30 protein-coding genes and 3 tRNA genes are annotated in these 26423 nt (G+C 66.0%); 23 read left to right on the top strand and 10 right to left on the bottom strand.

The window, feature by feature from the left end; all coding sequences use genetic code 11:
- Nucleotides 1–85 precede the first annotated feature (85 nt).
- Nucleotides 86–2050 (top strand): acetyl/propionyl/methylcrotonyl-CoA carboxylase subunit alpha, encoded by a 1965-nt coding sequence (locus ACODSC_RS03570; RefSeq protein WP_488811853.1) that lies wholly within the window; start codon nt 86–88, stop codon nt 2048–2050.
- On the opposite strand, the gene ACODSC_RS03575 is transcribed toward ACODSC_RS03570, so the two are convergent.
- Complete coding sequence (locus ACODSC_RS03575) at nt 2047–2337, bottom strand: putative quinol monooxygenase (protein ID WP_488811855.1); 291 nt, start codon at nt 2335–2337, stop codon at nt 2047–2049. The genes ACODSC_RS03570 and ACODSC_RS03575 overlap by 4 nt on opposite strands.
- Nucleotides 2338–2440: 103 nt before the next feature.
- On the opposite strand from ACODSC_RS03575, the gene ACODSC_RS03580 reads away from it, so the two are divergent.
- Nucleotides 2441–2839 carry a DUF1489 family protein gene (locus ACODSC_RS03580; RefSeq protein ID WP_488811857.1) on the top strand — a complete coding sequence of 133 codons (399 nt, stop codon included), beginning with the start codon at nt 2441–2443 and terminating at the stop codon, nt 2837–2839.
- A 10-nt stretch (nt 2840–2849) separates the two neighbouring features.
- Here the strand turns inward: ACODSC_RS03580 and ACODSC_RS03585 are convergent, their stop codons facing one another.
- Nucleotides 2850–3764, bottom strand: coding sequence for a LysR family transcriptional regulator (locus tag ACODSC_RS03585; RefSeq protein WP_488811859.1), 915 nt, complete (start codon nt 3762–3764; stop codon nt 2850–2852).
- A 101-nt stretch (nt 3765–3865) separates the two neighbouring features.
- Here ACODSC_RS03585 and ACODSC_RS03590 point away from each other — a divergent pair, with 101 nt between their 5' ends.
- From ACODSC_RS03590 to metG, 4 genes are all read left to right on the top strand, one after another.
- On the top strand, nt 3866–4828 hold the full coding sequence (locus tag ACODSC_RS03590) for an alpha/beta fold hydrolase (protein ID WP_488811861.1): 963 nt from the start codon (nt 3866–3868) through the stop codon (nt 4826–4828).
- The gene (locus ACODSC_RS03595; RefSeq protein WP_488811863.1) at nt 4825–5316 is read left to right on the top strand and encodes a cupin domain-containing protein; all 492 of its coding nucleotides are present in this window, start codon (nt 4825–4827) and stop codon (nt 5314–5316) included. The genes ACODSC_RS03590 and ACODSC_RS03595 overlap by 4 nt, the downstream gene beginning before the upstream one ends.
- A gap of 104 nt (nt 5317–5420) precedes the next feature.
- On the top strand, nt 5421–6758 hold the full coding sequence (locus ACODSC_RS03600; RefSeq protein WP_488811865.1) for an MATE family efflux transporter: 1338 nt from the start codon (nt 5421–5423) through the stop codon (nt 6756–6758).
- Between the two features lie 196 nt (nt 6759–6954).
- The gene (metG, locus tag ACODSC_RS03605) at nt 6955–8658 is read left to right on the top strand and encodes a methionine--tRNA ligase (protein ID WP_488811867.1); all 1704 of its coding nucleotides are present in this window, start codon (nt 6955–6957) and stop codon (nt 8656–8658) included.
- Nucleotides 8659–8661: 3 nt separating this feature from the next.
- Here the strand turns inward: metG and ACODSC_RS03610 are convergent, their stop codons facing one another.
- Nucleotides 8662–9192: a rhodanese-like domain-containing protein gene (locus ACODSC_RS03610; protein ID WP_488811869.1), complete on the bottom strand. Its 531-nt coding sequence runs from the start codon at nt 9190–9192 to the stop codon at nt 8662–8664.
- A 2-nt stretch (nt 9193–9194) separates the two neighbouring features.
- Nucleotides 9195–9521, bottom strand: a complete 327-nt coding sequence (locus ACODSC_RS03615) for an ArsR/SmtB family transcription factor (protein WP_488811871.1) — start codon at nt 9519–9521, stop codon at nt 9195–9197.
- Between the two features lie 44 nt (nt 9522–9565).
- Here ACODSC_RS03615 and ACODSC_RS03620 point away from each other — a divergent pair, with 44 nt between their 5' ends.
- Complete coding sequence (locus ACODSC_RS03620) at nt 9566–9913, top strand: carboxymuconolactone decarboxylase family protein (RefSeq protein ID WP_488811873.1); 348 nt, start codon at nt 9566–9568, stop codon at nt 9911–9913.
- On the opposite strand, the gene ACODSC_RS03625 is transcribed toward ACODSC_RS03620, so the two are convergent.
- The 3 genes from ACODSC_RS03625 to rlmB are packed head-to-tail and all read right to left on the bottom strand — an operon-like array spanning nt 9910 to nt 11973.
- Entirely contained in the window at nt 9910–10239 is a 330-nt protein-coding gene (locus ACODSC_RS03625; protein WP_488811875.1) for a rhodanese-like domain-containing protein, read from the bottom strand. The genes ACODSC_RS03620 and ACODSC_RS03625 overlap by 4 nt on opposite strands.
- The gene (locus ACODSC_RS03630) at nt 10236–11057 is read right to left on the bottom strand and encodes a TerC family protein (protein WP_488811877.1); all 822 of its coding nucleotides are present in this window, start codon (nt 11055–11057) and stop codon (nt 10236–10238) included. Before ACODSC_RS03630 ends, ACODSC_RS03625 begins: the two co-directional genes overlap by 4 nt.
- A 31-nt stretch (nt 11058–11088) precedes the next feature.
- Entirely contained in the window at nt 11089–11973 is an 885-nt protein-coding gene (rlmB, locus tag ACODSC_RS03635) for a 23S rRNA (guanosine(2251)-2'-O)-methyltransferase RlmB (protein ID WP_488811879.1), read from the bottom strand.
- A gap of 148 nt (nt 11974–12121) precedes the next feature.
- On the opposite strand from rlmB, the gene ACODSC_RS03640 reads away from it, so the two are divergent.
- From ACODSC_RS03640 to rplA, 9 genes are all read left to right on the top strand, one after another.
- Nucleotides 12122–12205 (top strand) — tRNA-Tyr (locus ACODSC_RS03640).
- A gap of 82 nt (nt 12206–12287) precedes the next feature.
- Nucleotides 12288–12361 (top strand) — tRNA-Gly (locus ACODSC_RS03645).
- A gap of 52 nt (nt 12362–12413) precedes the next feature.
- Nucleotides 12414–13604 (top strand): elongation factor Tu, encoded by a 1191-nt coding sequence (tuf, locus tag ACODSC_RS03650; RefSeq protein ID WP_488811881.1) that lies wholly within the window; start codon nt 12414–12416, stop codon nt 13602–13604.
- A 426-nt stretch (nt 13605–14030) separates the two neighbouring features.
- A complete protein-coding gene (locus ACODSC_RS03655; protein ID WP_488811883.1) occupies nt 14031–15365 on the top strand; it encodes a hemolysin family protein in 1335 nt (444 codons plus the stop codon).
- 96 nt (nt 15366–15461) lie between these two features.
- Nucleotides 15462–15537, top strand: a tRNA-Trp gene (locus ACODSC_RS03660).
- 70 nt (nt 15538–15607) lie between these two features.
- Nucleotides 15608–15907 (top strand): preprotein translocase subunit SecE, encoded by a 300-nt coding sequence (gene secE / locus ACODSC_RS03665; protein WP_488811885.1) that lies wholly within the window; start codon nt 15608–15610, stop codon nt 15905–15907.
- Between the two features lie 13 nt (nt 15908–15920).
- Nucleotides 15921–16496, top strand: coding sequence for a transcription termination/antitermination protein NusG (nusG, locus tag ACODSC_RS03670; protein WP_271163931.1), 576 nt, complete (start codon nt 15921–15923; stop codon nt 16494–16496).
- Between the two features lie 218 nt (nt 16497–16714).
- A complete protein-coding gene (rplK, locus tag ACODSC_RS03675) occupies nt 16715–17146 on the top strand; it encodes a 50S ribosomal protein L11 (protein ID WP_135193053.1) in 432 nt (143 codons plus the stop codon).
- A 3-nt stretch (nt 17147–17149) separates the two neighbouring features.
- Nucleotides 17150–17839 (top strand): 50S ribosomal protein L1, encoded by a 690-nt coding sequence (rplA, locus tag ACODSC_RS03680; protein ID WP_488811888.1) that lies wholly within the window; start codon nt 17150–17152, stop codon nt 17837–17839.
- Nucleotides 17840–17913: 74 nt separating this feature from the next.
- Here rplA and ACODSC_RS03685 read toward each other — a convergent pair whose 3' ends face one another.
- The gene (locus ACODSC_RS03685; RefSeq protein WP_488811890.1) at nt 17914–18522 is read right to left on the bottom strand and encodes an NAD(P)-dependent oxidoreductase; all 609 of its coding nucleotides are present in this window, start codon (nt 18520–18522) and stop codon (nt 17914–17916) included.
- Nucleotides 18523–18575: 53 nt separating this feature from the next.
- Between ACODSC_RS03685 and ACODSC_RS03690 the strand changes: the two genes are divergently transcribed.
- From ACODSC_RS03690 to ACODSC_RS03705, 4 genes are all read left to right on the top strand, one after another.
- Nucleotides 18576–18992 (top strand): winged helix-turn-helix transcriptional regulator, encoded by a 417-nt coding sequence (locus ACODSC_RS03690; RefSeq protein ID WP_488811892.1) that lies wholly within the window; start codon nt 18576–18578, stop codon nt 18990–18992.
- A 90-nt stretch (nt 18993–19082) separates the two neighbouring features.
- The gene (locus ACODSC_RS03695) at nt 19083–20144 is read left to right on the top strand and encodes an AI-2E family transporter (RefSeq protein WP_488811894.1); all 1062 of its coding nucleotides are present in this window, start codon (nt 19083–19085) and stop codon (nt 20142–20144) included.
- A gap of 164 nt (nt 20145–20308) precedes the next feature.
- Nucleotides 20309–20761, top strand: a complete 453-nt coding sequence (locus ACODSC_RS03700; protein WP_488811896.1) for an NUDIX hydrolase — start codon at nt 20309–20311, stop codon at nt 20759–20761.
- A gap of 68 nt (nt 20762–20829) precedes the next feature.
- Nucleotides 20830–21339 (top strand): DUF2059 domain-containing protein, encoded by a 510-nt coding sequence (locus tag ACODSC_RS03705; RefSeq protein ID WP_488811898.1) that lies wholly within the window; start codon nt 20830–20832, stop codon nt 21337–21339.
- Here the strand turns inward: ACODSC_RS03705 and ACODSC_RS03710 are convergent.
- Nucleotides 21336–22043 (bottom strand): glutathione S-transferase, encoded by a 708-nt coding sequence (locus ACODSC_RS03710; protein WP_488811900.1) that lies wholly within the window; start codon nt 22041–22043, stop codon nt 21336–21338. The genes ACODSC_RS03705 and ACODSC_RS03710 overlap by 4 nt on opposite strands.
- A gap of 317 nt (nt 22044–22360) precedes the next feature.
- On the opposite strand from ACODSC_RS03710, the gene rplJ reads away from it, so the two are divergent.
- The 3 genes from rplJ to ACODSC_RS03725 all read left to right on the top strand — a co-directional run bounded on the left by rplJ (nt 22361) and on the right by ACODSC_RS03725 (nt 24138).
- Entirely contained in the window at nt 22361–22876 is a 516-nt protein-coding gene (rplJ, locus tag ACODSC_RS03715; protein ID WP_488811902.1) for a 50S ribosomal protein L10, read from the top strand.
- Nucleotides 22877–22938: 62 nt separating this feature from the next.
- Complete coding sequence (gene rplL / locus ACODSC_RS03720; RefSeq protein ID WP_292021141.1) at nt 22939–23322, top strand: 50S ribosomal protein L7/L12; 384 nt, start codon at nt 22939–22941, stop codon at nt 23320–23322.
- A 138-nt stretch (nt 23323–23460) separates the two neighbouring features.
- On the top strand, nt 23461–24138 hold the full coding sequence (locus tag ACODSC_RS03725) for a type 1 glutamine amidotransferase domain-containing protein (protein WP_488811904.1): 678 nt from the start codon (nt 23461–23463) through the stop codon (nt 24136–24138).
- 185 nt (nt 24139–24323) lie between these two features.
- Here the strand turns inward: ACODSC_RS03725 and ACODSC_RS03730 are convergent, their stop codons facing one another.
- The gene (locus ACODSC_RS03730; protein ID WP_488811906.1) at nt 24324–26300 is read right to left on the bottom strand and encodes a M61 family metallopeptidase; all 1977 of its coding nucleotides are present in this window, start codon (nt 26298–26300) and stop codon (nt 24324–24326) included.
- Nucleotides 26301–26423: the final 123 nt, after the last annotated feature.

Raw genomic sequence — 26423 nt, forward strand, 5'->3', positions numbered from 1 at the left:
GATTGGCTTAACGCCTGCGGGGGCGCCTGAGAAGGGTCGTGCGCAGCCTCTCGCCTGCCTCGCACGATCCGGCTAAGAACGCTTCATGTTCAAGTCCGTCCTTGTCGCCAATCGCGGCGAAATCGCCTGCCGCATCTTCCGTACCGCCAAGCGGATGGGATTACGCACCATCGCCGTCTATTCCGAGGCGGACCCCCAGGCCCTGCATGTGCGCGAGGCCGACGAGGCGGTGCTGATCGGGCCGGCGGCGGCGCGCGAGAGCTATCTGGACGGCGCCAAGGTGCTGGCGGCGGCCAAGGCGACGGGGGCGGAGGCGATCCACCCCGGCTATGGCTTCCTGAGTGAGAACGCCGAGTTCGCCGAGGCGGTCGCCGCAGCGGGCCTGATCTGGATCGGGCCGGATCCGGCGTCAATCCGGGCCATGGGGCTGAAGGACGCGGCCAAGGAACTGATGATCCAGGCCGGGGTGCCGGTGACGCCCGGCTATCAGGGCGCGGACCAGTCGGAGGCGACCCTGACGGCCGAGGCCGCTCGGATCGGCTATCCGGTGCTGATCAAGGCGGTCGCAGGCGGCGGCGGCAAGGGGATGAAACGGGTCGATGATCCGGCCGATTTCGCCGCCGGCCTGGCCAGCGCCAAGCGCGAGGGGGCGGCGGCCTTCGGCGACGACCGGGTGCTGATCGAACGCTACATCACCCGCCCGCGCCACATCGAGGTGCAGGTGTTCGGGGACAGGCACGGCGATGTCGTCCACCTTTATGAGCGCGACTGTTCGCTGCAACGCCGCCACCAGAAGGTGATCGAGGAGGCGCCGGCGCCGGGCATGAGCGAGGCCGTGCGCACCGCCGTGACGGGTGCGGCGATCAAGGCGGCCAAGGCGGTGAACTATGTCGGCGCCGGCACCATCGAATTCATCGCCGACGCCTCGGACGGGCTGAAGGCCGACGGTATCTGGTTCATGGAGATGAACACCCGGCTGCAGGTCGAACATCCGGTGACCGAGAGCGTGACCGGCGTCGATCTGGTCGAATGGCAGTTCCGCGTCGCGGCGGGCGAACCCCTGCCGCTGAAACAGGATCAGATCCAACTGAACGGCTGGGCCATGGAGGCGCGCCTCTATGCCGAGGATCCGGCGAACGGCTTCCTGCCCAGCATCGGCCGGCTGGAGCATTTCGTCATGCCGGACGGCATCCGCGTGGATACGGGCGTGGAGCAGGGGGGCGAGGTCAGCCAGTTCTATGACCCGATGATCGCCAAGCTGATCGTGCATGAAAGCACGCGCGAGGCGGCGGCGGCGCGGCTGGCCGAGGCGGCCGGCGAGGTCGAGGTCTGGCCGGTCAAGGCCAACGCCGGCTTCCTGAAACGCTGCCTGGAGCATCCGCGCTTCGTGGCGGGCGACGTGGATACGGGCTTCATCGCGGCTGAGGAGGCGGCGTTGCAGCCGGTCGAGAGCGACGACGCGACGCTGGCGGCCCTGACCTTGATCGCGGAAGCGGCGGCCGAGGGGGCGCAGGCCGAGGGCGACCGGTTCAGCCCGTGGGGCGGCCAGCCGGGACTGTCCTATGGCGTTCGTCTGAACGCGTCCGCACAGACGACGGTCTGGGCGCACGTGGACGGCCGGGGCGTATCGGGGCCTGTGACGCCGGTCGAGACGGGATGGCGCGGCGCCGAAGGGGCGATGGCGCAGGTCGGCTTTGATCAGGTTCAGGCCGGAGATCGGCTGTTCGGCTATCAGGCCGTGGAGGACGGTTTCGTCCTGTTTGTGGATGGCGAGGCGCGGCGGGTGACGCCCTATCGCGCAGCCGTGGGATCAGGGGCCGGCGCGGTCTCGGACGGCGCTCTTCGCGCACCCATGCCGGGCAAGATCGTCGCGGCGCCGGTCAAGGCCGGCGACGTCGTGACCAAGGGTCAGCCGGTCGTGGTGCTGGAGGCCATGAAGATGGAGCACGCCCTGACGGCGCCGTTCGACGGGATGGTCGAGAGCGTCGCGTCCGTCGGCGATCAGGTGGTCGAGGCGGCTGTGCTGGCGGTCGTGAAGGCCGCCGACTAAAGCCCCACGCCGCCGATGGGGCGGGTGAAGACGGTGTCGCTCCAGGTAGCGATGAGGGCTAGGGCGGGGCGCATCACGCCGGTCTCGCGCAGCGTGGCCGACCAGGCGCGGTGGGTGGCTTCGTCCATCCAGATTTCGGTGACCCAAAGGGCGTCCGGGTCGCGCAGATCGTGGGCCGCGACATAGCTGTGGCAGCCGGAGCGCCGGACGTTGGGGTCCAGCAGACAAAGGGCCAGTTCGTCGCGACGGCCGGGATGCGCCGTCAGGCGGGTGATCAATCCGTACATACTGGTCCTGTGTCGCGCCTGACGAGGGAGCGCGCGGATCATGCCTAACCGTTCGAAGATTAAGAATCTGGCCAATGCGTCCAAGGACGACTAGGTGGGCGCCATGCCGCTTCACATGATCAAGCTGGGCGTCGGGGTGCCGGACGTCGAATGGCTGGAGACCCGCGCCGCCAAGGGCGGGCCCCTGGTGGTCCATACTCGGATGACGCCCAAGCGCGCGTCGGAAATCGAGGACGGCGGATCGCTGTATTGGGTGGTGAAGGGGACGATCGTCTGCCGCCAGCCCGTGCTGGACATCGCCACACTGGGCGAGGGCAAGCAGAGCCGCTGCGAGATCACCCTGGAGCCCAGAGTGATCCGCACGGCCCCGATGGCGCGCCGCCCGTTCCAGGGCTGGCGCTATTTCGAATCCAAGGACGCGCCCGTCGATCTGACCGAGCTGGATGCAGGCGAGGCGCCGGAGGAACTGGTGCGCCAGTTGCGCGAACTGGGCGCCTGGTGAAAACGCGGAGTTAGGCTGGCGGACTGTCCCAATAAGGCGGATCGCCGAAAACCGCCTTGAGATGAGCGATCAGAGCCTTGAGCCGGATGGACGTACCTTGATCTTTGGGGAAGACGAGATTGATCTCTGTTCCCTCGGGCTCTGCTCCCACGTCAAGAACACGCAAGCCGTGCGGAATTCGCGCGCCGTAGCCGCCGTGCACGATGAAACTGGGGAGGAGGGTGATCCCCAGCCCCGCCGACGCTGCGTCTCGCATGACGAAGCCATTGTTGACCCGAAGGCGCGCGCGCGGGTGGACGATTATCGGTCCATCTTGGCCCTGAAACCGCCAGTCGGTCGCTCGGTTGGTATACAGAACCGCGTGATGGCTTTCGAGCTCTGCCGGCGTGTTGGGCATGCCGTGAACTGCGAGATAGGCGTCGGACGCCACGAGCTTGCGCTTGCTGGTCGCCAGCCGGATCGCCGTCAGCCAGGCATCCTGCACAGGGCCGTGGCGCACCACGGCGTCATGCCCGCCAGCGGTCAGATCCGTCAGCCTGTCGTCGAGGTCTAGCGTCAAGTCCACACCAGGATGAGCAGTCAGAAACGAGGATATTGCAGGCGCAAGATGCATAACGCCGAAGGTTACCGGTCCGGCAATCCGCAAAGATCCAACCAGATCGCCGCGCATCGATGCGATCTCGTCGACCGCTGTTTCGGCATCCAGAATCAGGCGCCGTGCCCGCCGAAGAAAAACCGCGCCGTCGTCCGTAAGGTCAAGTCTTCGGGTAGTGCGGTGAAGCAGCCGGACACCCAGGGCGGTTTCGAGATCGGCCAGCCGGTCGCTGACAAGGGATTTCGACAGTCCGAGGCGGCGCGCCGCCTCGCTTATGGAGCCGGCCTCTATGATGGCGACGAAGGCTTCGACAGCATCGAGCTTCAGCATTGTTCGGGTTTTCCGGAAACTTAGTTCGGTCCTGCTCGTCTAGTTTCGAGTGTGGGACGAGTTCAGATTGCTGTCGAGCTTCCGATTGAGGGGATGGCAGAATGTTTCGAACCTTTGTTGCGGCCGTCGCTGTTGTATTTCTGTACGCAGGTGGTGCAAACGCCCAGCCTGTGACCGGGGTTTTAACCGCCGTCTCCAATGCCGAATTTCCGACTTTTCCCGCGAGTTTCGCCAGCCGGGATATAGAGACGAATGGGACGACGATACACGTGCGTGTCGGTGGCCGCGGACCGGTGGTCCTGCTGCTTCATGGCTACGGCGAGACCGGTGACATGTGGGCGCCGATGGCCGAAGCCTTGGCCACGAGCCACACCGTCATCGTTCCAGACCTGCGCGGCATGGGCCTGTCGTCGCATCCGGCTGGGGGATACGACAAGATGAACCAGGGCAGGGATATGGCCGGCGTCCTGGCGACATTGGGGGTGCAAGACTACGCGCTGGTCACCCACGATATTGGTAACATGGTCGGGTTCGCCCTGGCCACCCAACAGCCAAACCACGTCAGCCGGTTCGTCCTGATCGATGCTCCGGTGCCTGGCGTTGGGCCCTGGGAAGAGGTGCTCAAGAACCCTCTGTTATGGCATTTCCGCTTTGGCGGACCGGATATGGAGCGGTTGGTCGCCGGGCGGGAACGCATCTATCTGGACCGGTTCTGGAACGACTTCTCGGCCGATCCTGCGCATTTCACCGAGGCTGCGCGTGCGCACTACGCCGCCCTATACGCCCGGCCAGGCGCAATGCATTCCGGCTTTCTTCAGTTTGCCGCACTCGACCAGGACGCCATCGACAATCGCGCCTGGCTCGCCGAAGGTCACAGGTTAACTATGCCAATCCTGGCTATCGGCGGGGAAAAGTCGTTTGGCCCAATGATGGCGACGGTCATGCGCGCCGCAGGGTCGAACGTGACAGAAGGCGTGGTGCAGGGTTCGGGGCACTGGATCATGGAGGAGAACCCCGCCGACACCACCGCAATGGTCGTGCGTTTCCTTGAGGGCTGGTCATGACCGTCTGCGCGCGTCCGATCGTATGGTTTACAGCGATGGTCGGTTTGACGATTGCTGCGTCCGCACATGCTGGGAACGAAGACCGTTCGAATCAGGTTCGTCTGACGCCGAGTGAAATCAGTGGACTGACTCATCAAGGCGCGGGTTTGGGAAGCTCTGGTGTTAGTGGCATAGAGACGCGGGTGCTTTTGGGGGATCCCGGCGTTGCCGGTCCTTACGCCATTGAAATAAGGGTTCCGGCCAACACCCGCATCGCTGCGCACGAACATAGCGACCATCGCTCCGCCGTGGTGATTTCCGGGGTCTGGTACTTCGGTTACGGCAAGGTCGTCGACGAGGAGGCGACGCGCGCCGTTCCTGCCGGCAGCTTCTACACCGAGGCGGCCGATGATCCGCATTTCGCCTTAACGAAGGAAGAGCCCGTGCGGGTCTACATCATGGGTTGGGGCCCGACGGACACGCGCTTCGAAGCCTCGCAGGCTAGATGATCTGATCCCGGTCGCAAGGGCAGATTGGGAAGCCAGCGGAGATCCCCATCCAAACGCTTTTGGATGTTGACCCGCCGGCCCCGTCGTGGCCTGTGCCGCCTCCGATGATCGCGCTCAGCCCCCAGACCCGTTCCGCCTTTCGCGACCTGCTTAACCTGGCATGGCCGGTGATCCTGGCGCGGATCGGCATCATGACGATGGGGCTGACCGACGCCATCGTGGTGGGGAATTTCTCCAGCAAGGAACTGGCGTTTCACTCGCTGGCCTGGGCGCCGACGTCGATCGTGGTGACGACGGCGGTTGGGCTGATGCTGGGCGTGCAGGTGATGACGGCGCGGATGCTGGGCGAGGGGCGTCGGCACGCGGTCGGCTCGGTGCTGCGCCGGGGTATGACCTATTCGCTGCAGATCGGCGTGGTCTCGATGATCGCCCTGATCGCCGTCGGACCGTGGGGGCTGGGTCAGCTGGGGTTGGAGGATGGTTTGGCGCAAGGGGCGGGACCGGCCCTGGTGGTGTTCGCCCTGTCCATGCCCTTCTATCTGATTTCGGTGACGGGGCAGTTCTTCCTGGAGGCCCTGGGTCGGCCCAAGCCCGGCATGGTGGCGATGTGGGTCGCCAACGGGGTCAATCTGGCGCTGAACCTGGTGCTGGTGCCCGATCTGCTGGGCGTCGGGTTCAACGGGGCCTTCGCCTCGGCCTGGGCGACGTTCGGGGCGCGGGCGGCGCTGGCGATCTTCCTGGTCATCTACATCCTGCGTTTGCCCGAGGCGCGGTCGCTGGGCGTGTTCGACAAGCCCGAGCGCGATCCCAAGGCGGCGCGCGAACAGGTCAAGGTCGGTCTGGGCGCCGGCGCATCCTATTTCATCGAGGTCGGGGCCTTTTCCGGCTTCACCTTCTTCGCCGGCCAGATCGGCACGGCGGAGACGGCGGCCTGGGCGGTGGTGCTGAACGTCTCGGCCATCGTCTTCATGCTGCCCATGGGCCTGTCGTCGGCGACGGCGGTGTTGGTGGGCCGCAGCTATGGCGCCGGCGACGGGCGAGGGGTCCTGCGGGCGGGGCTGGTCGGGCTGGGGGTGGTGACGGCCCTGACCCTGGTCGTGGCGTTGTTGGTCTGGCCCAGCGCGCATCTGATCGTCGGGGCTTACAACCGCGATCCGGCTCTTCTGGCCATCGCGGCGCCGGCCCTGGTGCTGGCGACCCTGTTCTTCGTGGCGGACGGGATCCAGGTCGTCGCGGCCCAGGCGAACCGGGCGGCGGGCGATGTGTGGTGGCCCACCATCATGCATTTCGCCGCCTATGGCGCGGTGATGATGCCGCTGGGCTGGGTGCTGGCGCACCGGATGGGCGTGGATGGTCTGGTCTGGGCGGTGGTGATCGCCAGCCTGGCGTCCTCGACCCTGTTGACCGGGCGTTTCATTAGGGTGGCGCGGCGGCTGCCATAAATTCTCCCTCCCCTTTCATGGGGAGGGGCGGCGAAGCGTAGCGCAGCCGGGGTAGGAAAGTTAGAATTCCGCCCAGGCCTATCCGGGCCCCACCCTGATCGCTGCGCGATCGTCCCTCCCCATGAAGGGGAGGGAGAGGTGACGTCGCCGCTTCCGCTCTCTATATCCCTGCGCTTCCCCGAACTCCTGGACGATCATGGCCCGCATCCTCATCACCTCGGCGCTGCCCTACATCAACGGCATCAAGCACCTGGGGAATCTGGCGGGCTCGATGTTGCCGGCCGACGTCTGGGGGCGGTTCAAGCGGGCCCAGGGCCATGAGGTGCTCTATATCTGCGCCACGGACGAGCACGGCACCCCGGCCGAGCTGGCCGCCGCCGCCGCGGGTCAGGACGTGCGGACCTATTGCGACGAGCAGCACGAGATCCAGAAGGCGGCCGGCCAGGCGTTCGGCCTGAGCTACGACTGGTTCGGCCGGTCGTCGAACCCGCAGAACCATCGCCTGACCCAGCATTTCGCCGAGGCGTTGGAGAAGAACGGCCTGATCGAGGAGCGGGTGGATCGGATGATCTATTCGATCGACGACGCGCGCTTCCTGCCCGACCGCTATGTCGAGGGCACCTGCCCGCACTGCGGTCATGTCGGGGCGCGCGGCGATCAGTGCGATAACTGCGGACGTCTGCTGGACCCGACCGACCTAATCGACCCCTATTCGTCGGTGTCGGGGTCCAGGAATCTGGAGGTGCGCGATACGCGTCACCTCTATCTGTTGCAGACCAAGATCGAGCCCCAGATCCGCGCCTGGGTCGACGGCAAGAGCGGCTGGCAGGTGCTGGCCAAGTCCATCGCCTACAAGCATCTGGACGAGGGGCTGATCGACCGGGGCATCACGCGCGACCTGGCCTGGGGCGTGCCGGTGCTGAAGGACGGCTTCCCGCGTCCCGGCATGGAGGACAAGGTCTTCTACGTCTGGTTCGACGCCCCCATCGAATATATCGCCGCAACCGAGGAATGGGCCGAGGCGACCGGCGGGTCGTGGCGTGACTGGTGGCGTCTGGACGAGGGGGCGGAGGACGTTCGCTATGTCCAGTTCATGGGCAAGGACAATGTCGCCTTCCACACCGTGTCGTTCCCGGCGACCATCATCGGCTCGGGCGAGCCTTGGAAGACGGTGGACCAGTTGAAGGCCTTCAACTGGCTGAACTGGTACGGCGGAAAATTCTCGACCAGCCAGAAGCGCGGCGTCTTCATGGACCAGGCGCTGGAACTGCTGCCGGCCGACTACTGGCGCTGGCGCCTGACGGCCTACGGCCCGGAACACGCGGATTCCGCCTTCACCTGGGAGGATTTTCAGGCCTCGACCAACAAGGACCTGGCCGATGTGCTGGGCAATTTCGTCAACCGGATCGTCAAATTCGCCGAGTCGAAGTTCGACGGCGTCGTGCCCGACGGCGGCGAGGCGGGATCGGTCGAGATCCAGCTGGAAGCCGACATCAAGGCGGGTATCGCCGAGGCGACCGAACAGTTCGAGGCCATGGAGTTCCGCAAGGCGGCCCAGGCCCTGCGCGCCGTCTGGGTGCTGGGCAACGAATATCTGCAGGTCGCCGCGCCCTGGACGGCGCTGAAGACCGATCGCGATCGCGCGGCCGTGGGGGTGCGCACCGGCCTGAACCTGGTGGCCCTGTTCGCGCGGCTGGCGGCGCCGATCCTGCCGTTCTCGGCCGAGAAGATCGCCGCCTCTGTGGGCGTCACCGACCTGAGCTGGCCCGGCGCGGACGAGGATGTGCTGAACGTGTTGACCATCGGTCAGCCGGTCGCTGCCCAAGGCGTGCTGTTCGCCAAGATCGAGGACGCTCAGGTGGCGGAATGGTCCGAACGCTTCGGCGGCGCGGACGCCTGATCGCTAGGCCCGGTTCCAGGGTGCGCGGCTCAACAGCATTCCCAGCCCGCACCAGCCGGTAGCTCCGGACGTGGCCAGGGCCGCGCCGAACAGGCCGGCGACGATGAAGCCGAAGGCGTTCACGAGGAAGCCCGTCAGCACGCCTAGGACCACCAGCAGGCCGACGGCCATCTGCACCTGGCGGAAGATCGACACCTTCGGTGCATCGGCGCCGCTGACGATCGGCAGGCCGGCGGCGGCCCAGGCGTCGAGGCCGCCTTCCAGATTGAACACCGGCTGGCCTCCGGGCGCGAGGGCGCCCACGGCGGCGCAGGCCTGTCCGCCGCGCCCGCCCTTCTGACACTGGAAGACGATCTTGCGGTCTGCGGGAAGGGTCATATCGCCCAGGACGGCGGCGGCGCGGGCCAAGGGGGCCGACAGCGCGTAAGGAATATGGGCGGCGGCGAACTCGTCGGGTTCGCGCACGTCGATCAGAATCGCTTGGCCCGACATCAGCCAGTCCAGCGCCTGGCGCGGCGAAACGGCGTCGGTCATGGTCAGTCCTTGGAACAGAAGTGGGCGTAGAGCACGGTCATGATCTCGACCGCCGCCGGGTGGGCGATGAAATAGGTCAGGGTGCGGTGGTCGCGCCGGAAATCCACGACCCCCTCGTCCTTCAGCTTGGACAGATGCTGCGACATGGAGGTCGGGGCCACGCCGGTTTCGGCGATCAGGGCCGTGACGTTGCGCTCGCCCTGCACCAGGGCGCACAGGATCAGCAGGCGATGAGGGTTGGCCAGACTCTTCAGGAAGGCCGCCGCTTCGTCCGCGCGAGGGGGAAGCGCGTCCGACATCTCCATCGTGATGGCGTCTTTACATTTCATGTTTCGATCATATCATAAAATAACGAAATGAAAAGGAGCCTTTCATGGCCAAGGACTATGCGGCGCTGACGCGCGACATCTCGACCTACGTCGGCGAACTGCGGCGGGCGCAGCCGGGACCGATGCAGGCCTTCTCCGAGTTGGCGAAAAGCGCAACTGCGGACGGGGCGGTCGACAAGAAGACCAAGGAGTGGATCGCGCTCGCCATCGGCGTGACGCAACGCTGCGACGGCTGCATCGGCTTTCACGCCAAGGCGCTGAAGGACCTGGGCGCGACACGCGAGGAGATCGCCGAGGTCATGGCGATGAGCGTCTATATGGGCGGCGGTCCGGCCCTGATGTACGCCGCCGACGCCCTGAGGGCGTTCGATCAGTTCGCCGAGGCGACCTAGCCTTCGATGATCGGCAACCCCGCCGCATGCCAGACCTGGATGCCGCCGGTCAGGTTGAACAGGGGCTGGCCGTCGGGGCCGGTCGGGCCGACGAAGGCGCAGACCTGGTGGCTGCGGCCGCCCTTCAGACACTGGACAACGATCTTTTTGTCGGCGGGCAGGTCCAGCGCGTCCCAGGCGGCGGGCATCTGGCTGAGGGGCGCCAGGATCGCGCCGTCGATGCGGGCGGCGGCGAACTCGTCGGGCTCGCGCACGTCGATCAGGATCGCCTCGCCGGACTGCAGCCAGGCGGCGGCCTCCTCGACGGTGACCGTGGCGACGGTCATGCTGCGGGCGCAGGAGCAGGGGCGGTGGGTTCAGCGGGCGCGGGGGTCGGGCTGGTCTCGGTGCGCTTCTGGCCCAGGTGTTTAGCAGCCTCCTCGGGGCTGATCTCGATGAAGGCCGGGGCCGAGGCGTTGAACTCGTCCATGTGGCCCGTGCGGACCACCACCTGGCGCGCGCCGTCCCAGATCATGTGCAGGGCGACGTACAGCACGACGACCAGGCCGATGTAGCCGATCCACGCGAAGCGATGCAGCAGCTTGGCGATGAAGGTGGCGGCGACACCCATCAGGGCGATCGACAGGACAAGGCCGAAGACCATGATCCACGGATGTTCGTGGGCGGCGCCGGCGACGGCCAGCACATTGTCCAGCGACATGGTGATGTCGGCGACCATGATCTGGAGCAGGGCGGCGCCGAAGGACTTACGTTTCAGACCCAGTTCCTCGGGCGACGGCCCGGAGCCATGCTCGATGCTCATGGCCAGTTCGAGTTCCCTCTCGGCCTCGGCCTGGTCGTGGGTGCGCTGCTCCTGAAGTTCGCGCCACATCTTCCAGCAGACCCAGAGCAGCAACAGGCCGCCGGCCAGTAGCAGGCCGACCAGGGCCAACAGCTGGACCGTGATCAGGGCGAAGCCGATCCGCATGACCACGGCGGCGGCCAGGCCGATCAGGATGGCCTTCTTGCGCTGGTCCTGGGGCAGGGCTGCGGCGGCGAGGCCCACGGCGACGGCGTTGTCGCCGGCGAGGACCAGATCCATCAGCAGGACCTGGCCCAGAGCCGTGGCCTGGCTGGCGAGTTCGGGAGACGAGAGGAATTCCATTCTCGCTCCATAAACGGGGTGCGGCCTTCTGTCAGCCGCGTTGCGCGCGCGACGCCTCATAAAGCGCGACGGCGGCCGCGTTGGACACGTTGAGGCTCTCGAACCCGCCGGGCATCAGGATTTTCGCCAGGACGTCGCAGTGTTCGGCGACCAGGCGGCGGATGCCGTCGCCCTCCGAGCCCATCACCAGAACGGTCGGCTGATGGTCCAGCGCCTCTTCCAGCGTCTGCTCGCCCGTTCCGTCCAGGCCGACGGCGCGCCAGCCCAGGTCGGCGAGGTGTTCAAGCGCACGCGACAGATTCGTCACCCGCGCATGGGGCAGGCGTTCCGTCGCGCCGACGGCCGCCTTGGCCAGGGCGCCGGCCAGGGCGGGGGCATGGCGATCCTGGACGATGATGCCCCGCGCGCCGAAGGCCAGGGCCGAGCGGAAGATGGCGCCGACGTTTTGCGGATCGGTCAGCTGGTCCAGCATGACGATGACGCCCTGGGCCGGATCGGCGAGTTCGTCCAGCGACACGCCTTCCAGCGGCTGGACCTTGAAGGCCAGCCCCTGATGGACGGCGCCGGCAGGCAGCATTCGGGTCAGGGCCTGGACTTCGACCACCTCGATCTTGTGGCCGTGGGCGAGTTCGCCCTCCTCGATCTCGGCAGCGCGCTCGGCCGTGGCGAGCAGGCGACCCGTGCCGCGACGGGCAGGATTCGCCAGGGCGGCCAGAACCGGGTGGCGACCCCAGAGGAAATTATCGGCGTCCGACTTGTTCCGGTCCGGCGCACGGGGCGGACGGGGCGCATCGTCGCGCCCGCCAAACCCTTGCGCGGCGGGCTTTTGGCTCTTTTCACGCGGCCCGGAAGGGCGACTTCCGAAGACCGGTTTTTTACCGCTTTTACGGTCGTTGCGTTCTGATTTCGACGACACTATAAGACGCCCTCCGATTTGGAGCCCCAAGGGCTTTCGGGTCTGGGCGCCCCCTCTATCCTAGAGGAGGCGACAAGCCGAAGGCTTTTGTTTCGTCCCGCTTCTTTATGGGCGGAAACGAGGGTCCGACGGTTCGACAAGGCGCGCTGGGGGAATGTCCCGAGTGGCAAAGGGGGGGGACTGTAAATCCCCTGCGTAAGCTTCGAAGGTTCGAGTCCTTCTTCCCCCACCACGCGCCTTGACGGATACGACGGATCAGGACGACGGAGAGGAACCGGCTGCGGCGTTCCCTTAAGAACTTCCGCAGTCTCCGCGCGGGTATAGCACAATGGTAGTGCAGCAGCCTTCCAAGCTGAGGATGTCGGTTCGATCCCGTCTACCCGCTCCAGGTTTTTTGATCAGCATCGCGCCCCTCAACCCGGGCCATCAGGAGTTTGGCCATGGCCAAGGAAAAGTTCGAACGCACGAAGCCGCACTGCAACATCGGCACGATTGGTCACGTTGACCACGGCAAGACGACGCTGACGGCTGCGATCACGATGACGCTGGCGAAGGCCGGCGGCGCCAAGGCGATGAACTACGCCGACATCGACGCTGCGCCGGAAGAAAAGGCCCGCGGCATCACGATCAACACCGCGCACGTGGAATATGAGACGGCCAACCGTCACTATGCGCACGTCGACTGCCCCGGCCACGCCGACTATGTGAAGAACATGATCACCGGCGCCGCGCAGATGGACGGCGCGATCCTGGTGGTGTCGGCCGCCGACGGCCCGATGCCGCAGACCCGCGAGCACATCCTGCTGGCCCGTCAGGTCGGCGTGCCCGCCCTGGTGGTCTTCATGAACAAGGTCGACCTGGTCGACGATGAAGAACTGCTTGAGCTGGTCGAGATGGAAGTGCGCGAGCTGCTCTCGTCGTACCAGTTCCCGGGCGACGACATTCCGATCACCAAGGGTTCGGCCAAGGCCGCGACCGACGGCGTGAACCCGGAAATCGGCGAACAGCGCGTTCTGGCCCTGATGGAAACCGTCGACGCCTACATCCCGCAGCCGGAACGTCCGGTCGACCTGCCCTTCCTGATGCCGGTCGAAGACGTGTTCTCGATCTCGGGCCGCGGCACCGTGGTCACGGGCCGCGTCGAAAAGGGCATCGTCAAGGTCGGTGAGGAAGTCGAAATCGTCGGCATCCGTCCGGTTCAGAAGACGACCTGCACGGGCGTCGAAATGTTCCGCAAGCTGCTGGACCAGGGTCAAGCGGGCGACAACGTCGGCGTTCTGCTGCGCGGCACCAAGCGTGAAGACGTCGAGCGCGGCCAGGTGCTGTGCAAGCCGGGCTCCATCACGCCGCACACCAAGTTCCTGGCCGAAGCCTACATCCTGACCAAGGAAGAAGGCGGTCGTCACACCCCGTTCTTCACGAACTATCGCCCGCAGTTCTACTTCCGCACGACGGACGTGACCGGCATCGTTCACCTGAAGGAAGGCGTCGAGATGATCATGCCCGGCGACAACGCCGAGCTGAACGTCGAACTGATCACCCCGATCGCCATGGACCAGGGCCTGCGCTTCGCCATCCGTGAAGGCGGCCGCACCGTCGGCGCCGGCGTCGTCGCCAAGATCATCGAGTAGTCGACACATTCTTTTGGCCTAACGCGCTCACGCGCTGCTTGAGGCCGAATGGATACAGTAGCGTAACAGAGCGGCCCCCGGAGAAATCCGGGGGCCGTTTTGCTGTGCGCTGCATTCGCCCGCAAGGCGAGCCGACTTGCTCGCAACCGCAAACCGGAGTTTACGTTCGATACGGACGTTAATCTTTCGGTAACCAAATGCGACGCGCCTTACGCTTGGGTCTTTTCATCGGCACCGTGATCGGGATGAGCGCCTGTGCGAGCCAGTATGACGCCGACGGGCGGCCTGTGTCGGGCGCCTATGGTTCGGTCGAGGCTGGGCGGGCGGGCTGAGGCGCAAGGAAATCGTGGCGTAAACGCCATTCGTCGCATACTATCGTCTCGCGGACGCCGTATGTCGCGCCGCGTCGGTCCCCACACCCTTTAGATGTTACTCATCGCTATTGTCGTCGTTCTGCTCCTGGTGGTGCTCAACGGCCTGTTCGCCATGACCGAATTGGCGGTCGTCTCCTCGCGCAGATCCAAGCTGCAGAGCCGGGCGGAAAAAGGGGATCGCGGCGCACGCAAGGCGCTGAAGCTGTCGGAAGAACCGACTCAGTTCCTGTCCGCCGTCCAGGTGGGGATCACCCTGATCGGCATTCTGGCCGGCGCCTACGGCCAGGCGACGATCGCTGGCGAGCTGGACCGCATTCTGGAGGTCAGCTTTCCGGCCCTGGCGGCCTATACCGAAATCTTTTCGACGGCCCTGGTGGTCGTCTGCATCACCTATATCTCGCTGATCGTGGGCGAGCTGGTGCCCAAGCGTCTGGCGCTGATCTTCCCCGAGACCATCGCGGCCAAGATGGCGCCGCCGATCTCGACCCTGGCGATCGCGCTGAAGCCGTTCGTGCTGCTGCTGACGGCCTCGACCTCGGGCATACTGAAACTGATGGGCGTCAAGGATCGCGACGGTTCGGACGTCACCCAGGAAGAGGTGGCGACCATATTGGCGGAAGGCACCTCCGCCGGCCTGATCGAGCCGGAAGAGCAGGTCATGATCGAGGAAATCCTGCGCCTGGGCGACCGCCCGGTGCGGGTGGCCATGACGCCGCGCCACGACGTCTTCTGGATCGCGCTGGACGACCCGGAGGCAGTGCTGCGCGAGGAAATCCGCACCTGCCCCTATTCGCGCATCGTGGTGGCGCGCGAGAGCGACGTCGATAATCCGCTGGGCGTGGTCCACAAGAAGGACCTGCTGGATGCGTTGCTGACCGACGGCACGTTCGACATCGAGCCTCTGGTCGCCGAGCCGGCCTTCATCCCGCAGTCGACCTCGGTGCTGAAGGCGCTGGAGATCCTGAAGGGCTCCCGGGTACATATGGCCTTCATCGTCGACGAATACGGCGCCTTCGAAGGCGTGGTGACCGCGACCGACATCCTGGAAATGATCGCCGGCGACTTCAACGAAGGTCACGACGAGGAACAGGCCTGGATCCATCAGCGCGCCGACGGCAGCTGGCTGGTCGATGGCCAGACGGACCTGGACGAACTTGCCGACAAGCTGGGCGAGGACTTCGGCGAGCACGAAGGCTTCCACACCGTCGCCGGCCTGATCCTGCACCAGATCTCACGCGTCCCCGACGAGGGCGAGGTGCTGCAGGTCGGGCGATTCGAGGTCGAGGTCATCGACATGGACGATCGCCGCATCGACAAGCTGATCTTCAAGGAACTGGTGAAGGCCCAGGACGAGCGGGACGCCATCGCCGCGCACCTGGAAGACTAGTCGCAAGTGTCACATCGCCCTTGAAATGCCGGGCGGTGTCGGGCATACGCGCCCCTCTGGCGAACGCGAGGACCTTCTGGGTTCGAGCGGTTGTCTAGGAGTTTAGCTCAGCTGGTAGAGCACCGGTCTCCAAAACCGGGGGTCGTGGGTTCGAGTCCCCCAACTCCTGCCAATCCCCCCTGTCGCTTCCGGATGGGACTTCCCATCTGGGGCGACAGGAACAATTGTGTGAAGAGCAACTGATGGCCAAGGCCAAAACTCCCGGCAAGCGGCCCCAGGCCAGCGCAAAGCCTCAAGTCGCTGCCGCCGGTGCAGCCATCACGGTCGATTCGCCCGAGCCCAAGAAGCCCCGCACCAGCCCCGGCCAGTTCTTCAGCCAGGTTCGCGCCGAGGGCCGCAAGATCGTGTGGCCCAGCCGCAAGGAGACCTGGATCACCTCGGTGATGGTCTTCATCATGGTGATCATCGCCTCGGTCTTCTTCTGGATCGTGGACACCGGCCTGGGCTTCGCCTTCCGCTACATCATCGCTCTCGGATCCTGAGAAAGACGCGCCCATGACCGATGCAGCGCCCGCAAAGCCCGCCAATCCGCGCCACAAGTGGTATATCGTCAACGCCTACTCGAACTTCGAGAAGAAGGTGGCGGAACAACTGCGCGATCAGGCCAAACAACAGGGCCTTGAAGACGCCTTCTCCGAAATCCTGGTTCCGACCGAGGACGTCGTCGAGATCCGTCGCGGCCGCAAGGTGAACTCGGAACGCAAATTCTTCCCCGGTTATGTGCTGGTGAAGATGGAAATGACCGACCAGGCCTATCACCTGGTCAAGAACACCCCGAAGGTCACGGGCTTCCTGGGCGCCGCAGGCGGCACCAAGCCCCTGCCGGTCTCGGAACGTGAAGTTCAGAACATCATCGGCCAGGTGGAGGAGGGCGTCGAACGTCCCAAGCCCACCATCCGCTTCGACATCGGCGAGAAGGTCAAGGTCATCGACGGTCCCTTCGCCAGCTTCGACGGCTCCGTCGAGAGCGTGGACGAAGAACAGGCCCGCCTGCGCGTCGCCGTGTCGATCTTCGGCCGCGCCACGCCGGTCGAGCTGGAATACGCTCAGGTGGAGAAGGTCGCGGGCTGATCGCCTTCTGACCTGTCGAGATTTGAAGCCGCGTCCGAAAGGGCGCGGCTTTTCTCGTTTCACCTCGCCGTTTGCCTTTCCGCCCCCCCTCTGTTACACGCGCGCCTTCGCTCGGCGGGCCTCGGCTCGCGGGGCGGCAAATCCGTGGGAGGCAGCCATGCCGCACCACGGCTCACCGGCCCTGCGTTCAGTCGTCGGGTCATTCATAGGAGAGACCAATGGCCAAGAAGATTCTCGGCTATATCAAGCTGCAAGTGCCGGCCGGTTCGGCCACGCCTTCGCCCCCGATCGGCCCCGCTCTGGGTCAACGCGGCGTGAACATCATGGGCTTCTGCAAGGAGTTCAACGCGCGCACCGAGAAGGAAGCCAAGGGCACCCCGCTTCCTACCGTGATCACCGTCTATCAGGACAAGTCGTTCACCTTCCTGACCAAGACGCCGCCGGCGACCTGGTACCTGAAGCAGGCTACGGGCCTGAAGTCGGGCTCCAAGCTGGTCGGTCGCGAGACCGCCGGTACGGTCAAGGTTTCGCAACTGCGCGAGATCGCTGAAAAGAAGATGAAAGATCTGAACGCGAACGACCTCGACGCCGCGACCAAGATCATCGAAGGCTCCGCCCGCGCGATGGGCCTCGAAGTGGTGGAGGGCTAAACCATGGCCAAGCAAACCAAGGCTCAAAAAGCCCGCACCGGCGTCAGCCAAGACCTGCTGCCTTTCTCCGACGCCATCAAGCTGGCCAAGGAAAACGCCAAGTCGAAGTTCGACGAATCCCTTGAGATCGCCGTCAACCTGGGCGTCGATCCCCGTCACGCCGACCAACAGGTCCGTGGCGTGGTGAACCTGCCGTCGGGCACGGGCCGTGACGTTCGCGTCGCCGTCTTCGCCAAGGACGCCAAGGCCGCCGAAGCCACCGCAGCAGGCGCCGAACACGTCGGCGCCGAAGATCTGTACGAGAAGATCGCCGGCGGCTTCATGGAGTTCGACCGCGTGATCGCGTCGCCGGACATGATGGCCCTGGTCGGCCGTCTGGGTAAGGTGCTGGGCCCGCGCGGCCTGATGCCGAACCCCAAGGTCGGCACCGTGACCCCGAACGTGGCGCAAGCCGTCAAGGACGCCAAGGGCGGCGCCGTCGAGTTCCGCGTCGAGAAGGCGGGCATCGTCCACGCCGGCATCGGCAAGGTCTCGTTCACCCAGGACGCCCTGGAAGCCAACGTGAAGGCCATCGTGGACGCTCTGGTCCGCGCCAAGCCGACCGGCGCCAAGGGCACCTATGTGAAGCGCATCAGCCTGTCCTCGACGATGGGCCCGGGCTTCAAGGTCGATCCGTCCTCGCTGGGCGCCTAAACGCTCAACGCTAGAACGACGAAGGCCCCGGAGAGCGATCTCCGGGGCCTTTTTCTTTGCCGGATACGCAGTCCTCAGTAGGCTGCCGTGAAGCGGGCGCGGCTATGTTTGGGCTGTTCCAGTTCGTCGACCATGGCGATGGCGTAGTCGGCGAAGCTGATCTTGCTGTCGCCCGAGGCGTCCACGACGAGTTGGTTGGTTCCGGTGCGGTATCGGCCCAGGCGCGGCGTTTCCTCGATGAAGGCGGCGGGGGAGAAGAAGGTCCAGTCGATCTGGGTCTCGGTCTGCAGGGCGTCGAGAAAGGCGATGCCGTCCTCGGCGATGGCTTTCCATTCCGGGGGAAACTCGGGTGTGTCGATCAGGCGGACGCCAGGCGCGACCTCCAGGCTTGCTGCGCCGCCGGTGACCAGAAGGCGAGGGACGCCGGCGGTCTTCAAGGCGGTCAGCAAGGTCTCGGCGGGCACGTCGAAGTGCAGGGCGCTGATGACGGCGTCCGCCCCCCTGATCAGGGTCGCCAGGGCCGCGGCGTCCGAGGCGTCGCCGGCGACGGGTGTGACGTTTGCCGCACTAGGAATGGCGTCGGGCTTGCGCGCGATTGCGGTGACCGCATGACCGCGGGCGGCCAGTTCCCTGGTGATTTCCGAGCCGGCGCGACCGCTGGCGCCGAGGACTGCGACTTTCATGGAAGGCTCCTTTTGGTATCCAATGGTGACCAAGTGCGGTAGCTATATCGACCATGCAAGACGGCACCTTTTCCTCACCTGGTCACCCCGACGAAACCTGGACGCGCGGCGACGTGTTCGCGGCCGACTGTCCGACGCGGCTGTTGCTGGACCGGATCGCCGACAAGTGGAGCACGCTGATCCTGATCGTGCTGGGCGAGGGGCCGATCCGGTTCAATGCGCTGAAGCAGCGGATCGACGGCGTGTCGCAGAAGATGCTGAGCCAGACGCTGAAGTCCCTGGAGCGCGACGGCCTGGTGTCGCGCTCCGTCGTGCCGACCGCGCCCATATCGGTGACCTATGCAGTGACGCCCTTGGGCCTGACGTTGATGACGGCCATGCGGTCGATGATCGACTGGGCCGAGACGCGGATGCCCGAGGTCGCGGCGGCCCAGGTCGCCTACGATGCGCGATCAGCGGACGCACACTGAGTTTATTATCGCCTGCGGCGAACGGCCACGCTGCGACCGCGTTCCTGTCGCGATCTTGAAGGGGACGTGATGTTCGGACTGGGAAGAGTGATGGGCGACAAGCCTGGCGCAGGCGGGCGCGATCCGTGGAAGGGGCGGCTGGCGTTCGGCGCCGTGGTGCTGGTGGCGGCCTATTTTGCGGTCCAGCTGATCGTGACGCTGCAGACTCTGTGGCTGTTGATCTTCGGCGCCATCGTGGTGGCCGTGGTGCTGCGGGCCCTGGCCGATCCTATCGTGCGCTGGCTGAAGGCGCCGGACCCGCTGGCGGTCTTCCTGTCGCTGCTGATCGTGGTGGCGGTGCTGGCCGGCATACTGACGCTGTTCGGGACGCAGATCACCGAACAGGTCGTGGCCCTGTCCGCCGTGGTGCCGCAGGGTTGGGACCAGGTGCAGTCTTGGATCCAGGCGCAACCCTACGCGGCGCAGATTTTCGAGCAGCTTCAGGGCCTCGGGGACCGGGCGGGCCAGGCCCTGCAGGTGGCGCAGACGGTGGCGCTGGGGTTCGCGTCCGGCGTGACCACCCTGTTGCTGGTGGTCGTCGCCGGCGTCTTTCTGGCCATCGAGCCGGCCAAGTCGCGCGAGGGTCTGTTGTCGATGGTCCCGATGGATCGCCGGCCACGCCTGCGCGAGGTCCTGAACAGTTGCGGCAAGGCGTTGAAGGGCTGGCTGAAGGCGCAGCTGTTCTCGATGCTGCTGGTGGGCACTCTGACTGGCGTGGGGCTGGCGATCATCGGCGTGCCGTCGGCGCTGGGCCTGGGCCTGCTGACGGGACTGGCGCAGTTCGTGCCGATCGTGGGGCCGATCGTCTCAACCATTCCGGCGGTGCTGGTCGGCGCCACCCAGGGGTGGGAGACAGCGTTGATGACGCTGGCGCTTTATGTTGTGGTGTCGCAGCTGGAGAGCAACTTCATCACGCCGATGGTGCAGAAGAACGTGGCCAACCTGCCGGTCGTGCTGGGCATCTTCGCCGTGGTGGGGATCGGCACCCTGTTCGGGCCGCTGGGGGTGTTGTTCGCCACGCCGCTGGCCCTGGTGCTGCACACCCTGATCACAATGCTTTATCGCCAGGACGTGCTGGGCGATCCGGACGCCAAGGCGCCGGGTGAGAAATAAAGCGAGCCGTCCGTGGCCTGACAACTTGACGCAGGCTTCGCGATCTCGTTTCGAAGGCTGCGCCTTAGGGCCGCCAAGCCAAGGGGATCAGACGTGACCAACGGGCCAAGGCCATCATTGAAGTCCGGCCAGACCCGTCCGCAGCGATCGGTCAGGGGCTAGAGTTGGCGGTCGCCAGGTCCAAACGCACCGCGCGATCCGAGACGCGCCAGGTGGCGGCCCTGCCGTGGCGGCGGGAGGACGGCGAGCGGCGGATCCTGATGATCACCTCGCGCGAGACGCGCCGCTGGGTCATTCCCAAGGGCGGGCGGATGGTCGGCAAGAGCGATCCCGAGGCCGCGGCCCAGGAGGCGCTGGAGGAGGCCGGGGTCAAGGGCGACATCGACACCCGGTCCATTGGCGTCTTCCGATACGCCAAGGGGATGAAGGACGGCGGCGTGCGTCAGTGCGTGGTCTCGGTCTATCCGCTGGAGGTGCTGATCCAGCTGGGCGTCTGGCCGGAAGCCCATCAGCGCGAGCGCCGCTGGATGACGCCGGCCGAGGCGGCGGAGCTGGTGCATGAACCCGACCTGGCCGCCCTGATCCGCGACTTCGACGCAACGCCGCGCGAGGATTGAGAAACCGACGGTAGATTCGGCTGGTCATGTCCTGATCGCCCTCGGATAGTGCGCGCGGGGGAGGCGTCATGCGCATCATCAGACTTATCGCCGTCGCGGCGGCCGTGTTCACGCTTGGGGCGGGCGCCGCTCTGGCCCAAGACGCCGATCTGGAGCGCCGCACCGTGCTGGCGCGCGAGCTGATCTCAGCGTCCACAGGCCCGAACCTGACCAAGGGGATCGAACGCTATGTCGCCGCCGAGATCGACAAGGCGGCCGAAGGGGAGGACGGGGAGGAGGCCGCCTGGGTGCGCGCCAACATGCCGGCCATGATCGGGCGGATGATGAACCGCATGTTGGCGGACCTGGCCCCGGTCTATGCCGACACCTTCACCGCCGAGGAGCTTGAGGCCCAGATCGCCTTCTATCGCTCGCCGGTAGGACGTCAGGTCGCGGCCAAGACGATCGACCTGGCCGTCGCTCAGGACACGCTGATGCAAGGCACCATGACAGGCTTTCTGACCGAGTTCGAGGCCAAATACTGCGCCCAGTTCGACTGTGGCGACGAAGGCCGGACAGCCGCCAAGTCCGTGCGTTAGCCGTCCAGTTCGGGATAGCGGCGGAAGATGCCGTCCTCGTTGAAGGGGATGCGGCGTGGGCTGGCCAGATAGGCCGCGATGCGGGGCAGGGCGGCGACGCGGTCGCGGACGGCGACGACGTGGGGCGTCGTCTTCAGGACACGCGCAGCCGCCGTTGGGAAGGCGTAGGTCAGGCCTTCGACCACCTGGAACAGCGACAGGTCGGCATAGGTCAGGCGGTCGCCGACCATCCAGGCCGAACCGTGCGGGTTTCGCTCCAGCACCCGTTCAGCCCAGCCCAGGAACTTCTTGATCCGCTCCTTGCGGAACCCCTCGGCGCGCCGGGCGGCCTCGGGCTTCTGGTCGTCGTAATAGGCCATCAGATCGACCGGGTGGTGGGTGTCGTGCGCCTCGGCGACCAGGTCGGCCAGGGTCAGCTGGATCTGGTTCAGCCAGGCGCGGTCGCTGTCGCCGTTCGGCGCCAGACCCAGCTGGGGGCCGATCCAGGCCAGGATGGCGGCGACCTGTCCGATGGTGCGGTCGCCCAGGCGCAGGAAGGGCGGGGCGAAGGACGGCGTGGCGGCCTGTTTCATCAGCTTCATCATCGCCTCGCCGTCGTCCTGGCGTGAGACGTCGGCGTAGTCGGCGCCGGCCGCCTCCAGCGCCAGACGCACGAACTCGCCGCGGCCTTGGATGGTGGGCCAGTAGTAGAGTTCATAGGCCATGCGATCCGCTCCTTGCTTTATCGGGAATGTCCCTGTAAGAGCGCCGCTTCCCGTCACAGGTTCATCCTTTGACGGTCCTGTCCGAGAACTTCGGGGTCTGGGGGTCGCCCAGGCCATAACTGTCAGAGAGCCCTCTGGCGCCGTGGGGAGATGGGGACGCGACCCTGCGCTGTCAGCCCGCATTCCGGGATGGACGCCGTCAGACGCATCCTTCGGACAATACGACCGGCCCGAACGCTGTGCAGCGATGCATTGCGCTTTGGCCAATCCGTCGTCGGGAATAAGCCCGGCGGCGAATACCAAGACTGGAGACCGCAATGGACCGCGCTCAAAAAGCCGAGTCGATCGAGACGCTCAAGGGCGTATTCGCCGACGCCGGCTCCGTGGTCGTGACCCACAACCTGGGTCTGACCGTTGCGGAAATGGAAGATCTGCGTGGCCGCCTTCGTAAAGAAGGCGCCGCGTTCAAGGTGGTCAAGAACCGCCTGGCGCTGAAGGCGCTCGAAGCCGAAGAAGGCAGCGAATTCCACGGCCTGTTCAAGGGCCCCGTGGGCATCGCATACGCCGAGAACCCCGGTACGGCCGCCAAGGTCGCCACCGAGTTCGCCAAGGCCAATGATCGCTTCAAGATCATCGGCGGCTTCATGGGCGACACCGTCGTCGATCAGAAGGGCGTGGAAGTTCTTTCCAAGCTCCCGACGCTCGACGAAGTCCGCAGCCAACTCATCGGCCTGCTCAACGCGCCTGCGACTCGTATCGCTGGCGTGCTGCAAGCACCCGCCGGTCAGCTGGCTCGCGTGTTCAACGCCTACGCCACCAAGGAAGCCGCGTAAGCGGCCCAGCCTTTCATCTCTGCATCACTCTCTAAAACCAATCCTCCGAAGGAAAACTGACAATGGCTGACCTCGCCAAGATCGTCGAAGACCTGTCCGCTCTGACCGTTCTCGAAGCTGCTGAACTGTCGAAGCTGCTTGAAGAAAAGTGGGGCGTCAGCGCCGCCGCTCCCGTCGCCATGGCTGCTCCGGCCGCCGGTGGCGGTGCTCCGGCTGAAGCCGCCGAAGAGCAAACCGAATTCACCGTCGTCCTGATCGACGGTGGCGACAAGAAGATCAACGTGATCAAGGAAGTCCGTGGCGTGCGTTCGGACCTGGGTCTGAAGGAAGCCAAGGACCTGGTCGAAGGCGCTCCGCAGAACGTCGTCGAGAACGTCTCCAAGCAAGCCGCCGACGAAGTCGCCAAGAAGCTGACGGAAGCCGGCGCCAAGGTCCAGATCAAGTAATCTGGGTCTCAGCACTGCTGAAGATCGCGGGGCCGGTGGGAAACCACCGGCCCCGTTTTCGTTTCAGTCGCTGGTTCGCAGTGGCGGTCGACCGGTTCGACGCCCATCTGTGACGCCGGACGAACAAGGAACGATCTCATGAAAATCCTGGTGGTGCTGACCTCGCACGACGAGCTCGGCGATACGGGCAAGAAGACCGGCTTCTGGCTGGAGGAGCTGGCGGCGCCCTATTACGCGCTGAAGGACGCTGGCGCCGAGATCGTGCTGGCCTCGCCCAAGGGCGGCCAACCGCCCCTGGATCCCAAGAGCGACGACGCCGACGCCCAGACCGAGGACACGCGACGCTTCAAGGCGGATGCGGAGGCGCAAGGCCTGCTGGCCACGACGGTCGAACTGGCGTCGGTCAAGGCGGACGACTTTGACGCGGTCTTCTATCCCGGCGGGCACGGTCCGCTGTGGGACCTGGCGAACGACAAGGACTCCATCGCCCTGATCGAAGCCTTCACCAGCGCGGACAAGCCGACGGCCTTCGTCTGCCATGCGCCGGGCGTGCTGAAGTCGGTCCATGGGGCGGACGGCAAGCCGCTGGTCGAGGGTCGCAAGGTGACGGGCTTCACGAACTCGGAAGAAGACGCCGTGGGCCTGACGGAGGTGGTGCCGTTCCTGGTCGAGAACGTGCTGAGCGCCAATGGGGGCGACTATTCCAAGGGGCCGGATTGGGGGTCGTATGTGGTCGTCGACGGCAAGCTGGTGACGGGCCAGAACCCGGCCTCGTCGCGCGAGGCGGCGGAGGCGCTGCTGGGGATGTTGAAGTAGGGTTCACCTCTCCGCGCGCGGAGGCGCGTGGGGAGGACAGATCGCGCTAGCGATCAGGAGGGGGCGACTCCGACCGTGGTGATGAATCGGCCGGCTTCAGACACCGAGTCGCCCCCTCCTGGCGCTCGCTGACGCGATCGCCTGTCCTCCCCGTTCGCCTGCGCGAACGGGGAGGTGATGTCAGGTCAGCGTCGGCGGGGGGCGAGGATGTCCGACAGGTGGTCGGGCGTGCCTTCGATCCGTTCCAGGCGGGGGTAGCGCAGGCCTTCGTGGTAGTCGAAGGCGACGGTGCGGAAGCGGTCGCCGGACTTGAGCAGCAGGTCGAGGGGGGCGGCGGTTCCCTTGGCCGCGGTGACGGCGTCGCGCAACACTTCGGCCGAGCCGGCCTTGCCGTTGACGGCGACCAGACTCCAGCCGGCGCCGATCCCCTGTTCGAAGGCGAGGCCGCCCCAGCGGATGTTGGCCAGTTTGTCGCCGCTGAGGGTGAAGCCCAGCGAATACTGGAAATCGTTGGTCCAGCCGCGCTGGACGGACTTTTCGGTCTCGGTCGGGGCGTCGGTGTAGGTCAGGCGCCAGCCGCCACGTTCGATGCCGGCGAGGGGCGCTTTGGCGTCGGGGCCGACGGCGTCGAGGCGGCTGCGCAGGAAGCCGGCCCAGTCGTGGGGATGGACGGCGTTCAGGGCGGCGACCAGCTGTTCGAACGTATAGCCCTGGGGCGTCCACGAGCCGTCGTCGTGGCCGAAGAAGGTCCGGGCGAAGTCGTCGAGCGACTTGCGCCCGTTCGTCTCGGCGCGGATCAGGGTGTCGGCGTCCAGCCAGACCAGCAGGCTTTCGCGGTAGTAGTCGCCGGTGCCGCGCATCCACGAGGGGAACTGGCCGGGGACGCGGTAGCCCAGCAGGTTGTGGTTGTTGGTGTCCTGTAGCGCGCGCCACTCCCGGCCCGGCTGATTGTCATAGAAGGCGGCGACGCCGGCCAGGGTCGCCAGGGCGATCTCCTTGGCGTGCAGGCCCGAGCGGGCGGCGAGGACGTCGCCCCAGTATTCGGTCTGACCCTCATAGACCCACAGCAGGGTGTTCTGGGTCGGGACGTTGTGGTTGGCGGTCAGTTCGTCCGCCGGGCGCATGAACTTGCCGTTCCAGGAATGGGTGTATTCGTGAGGTAAGAGGCCCCGGTCGCCGGCGCTCTTGGCCCAGGCGGTGAAGAAGTCGGGGGCGCCGGTGTTCTCGGAGGAGCGGTGATGCTCCAGCCCGATGCCGCCCATCTGATCGGTCAGGGCGAACAGGAATTCGTAGTGGTCGAAATGGCGGGCGCCGAACAGGCGGTCGGCCTGGGTCACCAGGTTTTCGAACAGCTTCAACTGGTCGTCGGTGGCGGCGAGCCCCTTGGCCTCGTCGGCGAGGATGTTGAGGTGGACCGCTTCTCCGGTCGGATCGATGTCGACGCGGCGATAGTGGGCGCCGGCGAAGATGGGGCTGTCGATCAGGGTGTAGAGGTCGGTGGGGGCGAAGGTGGCGACGCCGGCCTCATGCGAGGCGGTGGACAGGGCGGTGCCGTAGTTCCAGCCCTGGGGCATGACGACGGTGGGCGCGACCTGGATCTGGCGGCTGTAATAGCCGGCCGGGTAGAGGATGGCCTTCTCCCACTGAAGATTGACCATGTCGGGCGTCATCAGCACGCGCCAGTTGGAGCTGTCGGGCTGAGTCAGTTGCTGGAAGGCGACGTCGATGGTCGTCACGCCCGCCGGGATGTCGAGATGGAAGGCGTAAGGGTCCAGGGTGTCGCGCAGCCATTCGATCCGCTGGCCGTTCGCCGTCACGGTCAGGCCCGACAGTAGCTGGATCGGACCGGTGGCGGCGTGGTTGCCCGGCAGGAACTTGGGATAGAGCAGCGTCAGCGGGCCGGGGCCGGCCACCGGGATGCGCTCGGTGACATTGATGATGCGGCGGTCGAGATCGGTGATGTCGGCGCGGTACTGGATGACGCCCGGATAGGGCTGATCCTGGGGCGCGGGGATGGCCGGCTGGGCGCGGGGCAGGGCCAGCGGGGCCTGGGTCGCATCGACGACGACGGGGGTGGACTGGAAGGTCTGGGCCAGGGCCGGGGCGGCGGCGGCCGTGATCAGAACGGCGAGGCAGGCGGCGGTCAGGCGGGTACGCGGCATCAGGTCATCCGAAGGTGAAGCAGGCGCACACCGTCGGGGGCGGGGGGCGATGCGTCAAGGGACAGATGGCCGCGACCCGAACCCTCTCCCTTTGGGAGAGGGCTTGAGCCTCGGAGAGCCGCA

The organism is Brevundimonas sp. FG128, from assembly GCF_057809775.1.

Bases quoted from the DNA above. Each gene is read 5' to 3' on its own strand.
- ACODSC_RS03570 (WP_488811853.1), top strand. From the start codon at position 86: ATGTTCAAGTCCGTCCTTGTCGCCAATCGCGGCGAAATCGCCTGCCGC.
- ACODSC_RS03575 (WP_488811855.1), bottom strand. From the start codon at position 2,337: ATGTACGGATTGATCACCCGCCTGACGGCGCATCCCGGCCGTCGCGAC.
- ACODSC_RS03580 (WP_488811857.1), top strand. From the start codon at position 2,441: ATGCCGCTTCACATGATCAAGCTGGGCGTCGGGGTGCCGGACGTCGAA.
- ACODSC_RS03585 (WP_488811859.1), bottom strand. From the start codon at position 3,764: ATGCTGAAGCTCGATGCTGTCGAAGCCTTCGTCGCCATCATAGAGGCC.
- ACODSC_RS03590 (WP_488811861.1), top strand. From the start codon at position 3,866: ATGTTTCGAACCTTTGTTGCGGCCGTCGCTGTTGTATTTCTGTACGCA.
- ACODSC_RS03595 (WP_488811863.1), top strand. From the start codon at position 4,825: ATGACCGTCTGCGCGCGTCCGATCGTATGGTTTACAGCGATGGTCGGT.
- ACODSC_RS03600 (WP_488811865.1), top strand. From the start codon at position 5,421: ATGATCGCGCTCAGCCCCCAGACCCGTTCCGCCTTTCGCGACCTGCTT.
- metG (WP_488811867.1), top strand. From the start codon at position 6,955: ATGGCCCGCATCCTCATCACCTCGGCGCTGCCCTACATCAACGGCATC.
- ACODSC_RS03610 (WP_488811869.1), bottom strand. From the start codon at position 9,192: ATGACCGACGCCGTTTCGCCGCGCCAGGCGCTGGACTGGCTGATGTCG.
- ACODSC_RS03615 (WP_488811871.1), bottom strand. From the start codon at position 9,521: ATGAAATGTAAAGACGCCATCACGATGGAGATGTCGGACGCGCTTCCC.
- ACODSC_RS03620 (WP_488811873.1), top strand. From the start codon at position 9,566: ATGGCCAAGGACTATGCGGCGCTGACGCGCGACATCTCGACCTACGTC.
- ACODSC_RS03625 (WP_488811875.1), bottom strand. From the start codon at position 10,239: ATGACCGTCGCCACGGTCACCGTCGAGGAGGCCGCCGCCTGGCTGCAG.
- ACODSC_RS03630 (WP_488811877.1), bottom strand. From the start codon at position 11,057: ATGGAATTCCTCTCGTCTCCCGAACTCGCCAGCCAGGCCACGGCTCTG.
- tuf (WP_488811881.1), top strand. From the start codon at position 12,414: ATGGCCAAGGAAAAGTTCGAACGCACGAAGCCGCACTGCAACATCGGC.
- ACODSC_RS03655 (WP_488811883.1), top strand. From the start codon at position 14,031: ATGTTACTCATCGCTATTGTCGTCGTTCTGCTCCTGGTGGTGCTCAAC.
- secE (WP_488811885.1), top strand. From the start codon at position 15,608: ATGGCCAAGGCCAAAACTCCCGGCAAGCGGCCCCAGGCCAGCGCAAAG.
- nusG (WP_271163931.1), top strand. From the start codon at position 15,921: ATGACCGATGCAGCGCCCGCAAAGCCCGCCAATCCGCGCCACAAGTGG.
- rplK (WP_135193053.1), top strand. From the start codon at position 16,715: ATGGCCAAGAAGATTCTCGGCTATATCAAGCTGCAAGTGCCGGCCGGT.
- rplA (WP_488811888.1), top strand. From the start codon at position 17,150: ATGGCCAAGCAAACCAAGGCTCAAAAAGCCCGCACCGGCGTCAGCCAA.
- ACODSC_RS03685 (WP_488811890.1), bottom strand. From the start codon at position 18,522: ATGAAAGTCGCAGTCCTCGGCGCCAGCGGTCGCGCCGGCTCGGAAATC.
- ACODSC_RS03690 (WP_488811892.1), top strand. From the start codon at position 18,576: ATGCAAGACGGCACCTTTTCCTCACCTGGTCACCCCGACGAAACCTGG.
- ACODSC_RS03695 (WP_488811894.1), top strand. From the start codon at position 19,083: ATGGGCGACAAGCCTGGCGCAGGCGGGCGCGATCCGTGGAAGGGGCGG.
- ACODSC_RS03705 (WP_488811898.1), top strand. From the start codon at position 20,830: ATGCGCATCATCAGACTTATCGCCGTCGCGGCGGCCGTGTTCACGCTT.
- ACODSC_RS03710 (WP_488811900.1), bottom strand. From the start codon at position 22,043: ATGGCCTATGAACTCTACTACTGGCCCACCATCCAAGGCCGCGGCGAG.
- rplJ (WP_488811902.1), top strand. From the start codon at position 22,361: ATGGACCGCGCTCAAAAAGCCGAGTCGATCGAGACGCTCAAGGGCGTA.
- rplL (WP_292021141.1), top strand. From the start codon at position 22,939: ATGGCTGACCTCGCCAAGATCGTCGAAGACCTGTCCGCTCTGACCGTT.
- ACODSC_RS03725 (WP_488811904.1), top strand. From the start codon at position 23,461: ATGAAAATCCTGGTGGTGCTGACCTCGCACGACGAGCTCGGCGATACG.
- ACODSC_RS03730 (WP_488811906.1), bottom strand. From the start codon at position 26,300: ATGCCGCGTACCCGCCTGACCGCCGCCTGCCTCGCCGTTCTGATCACG.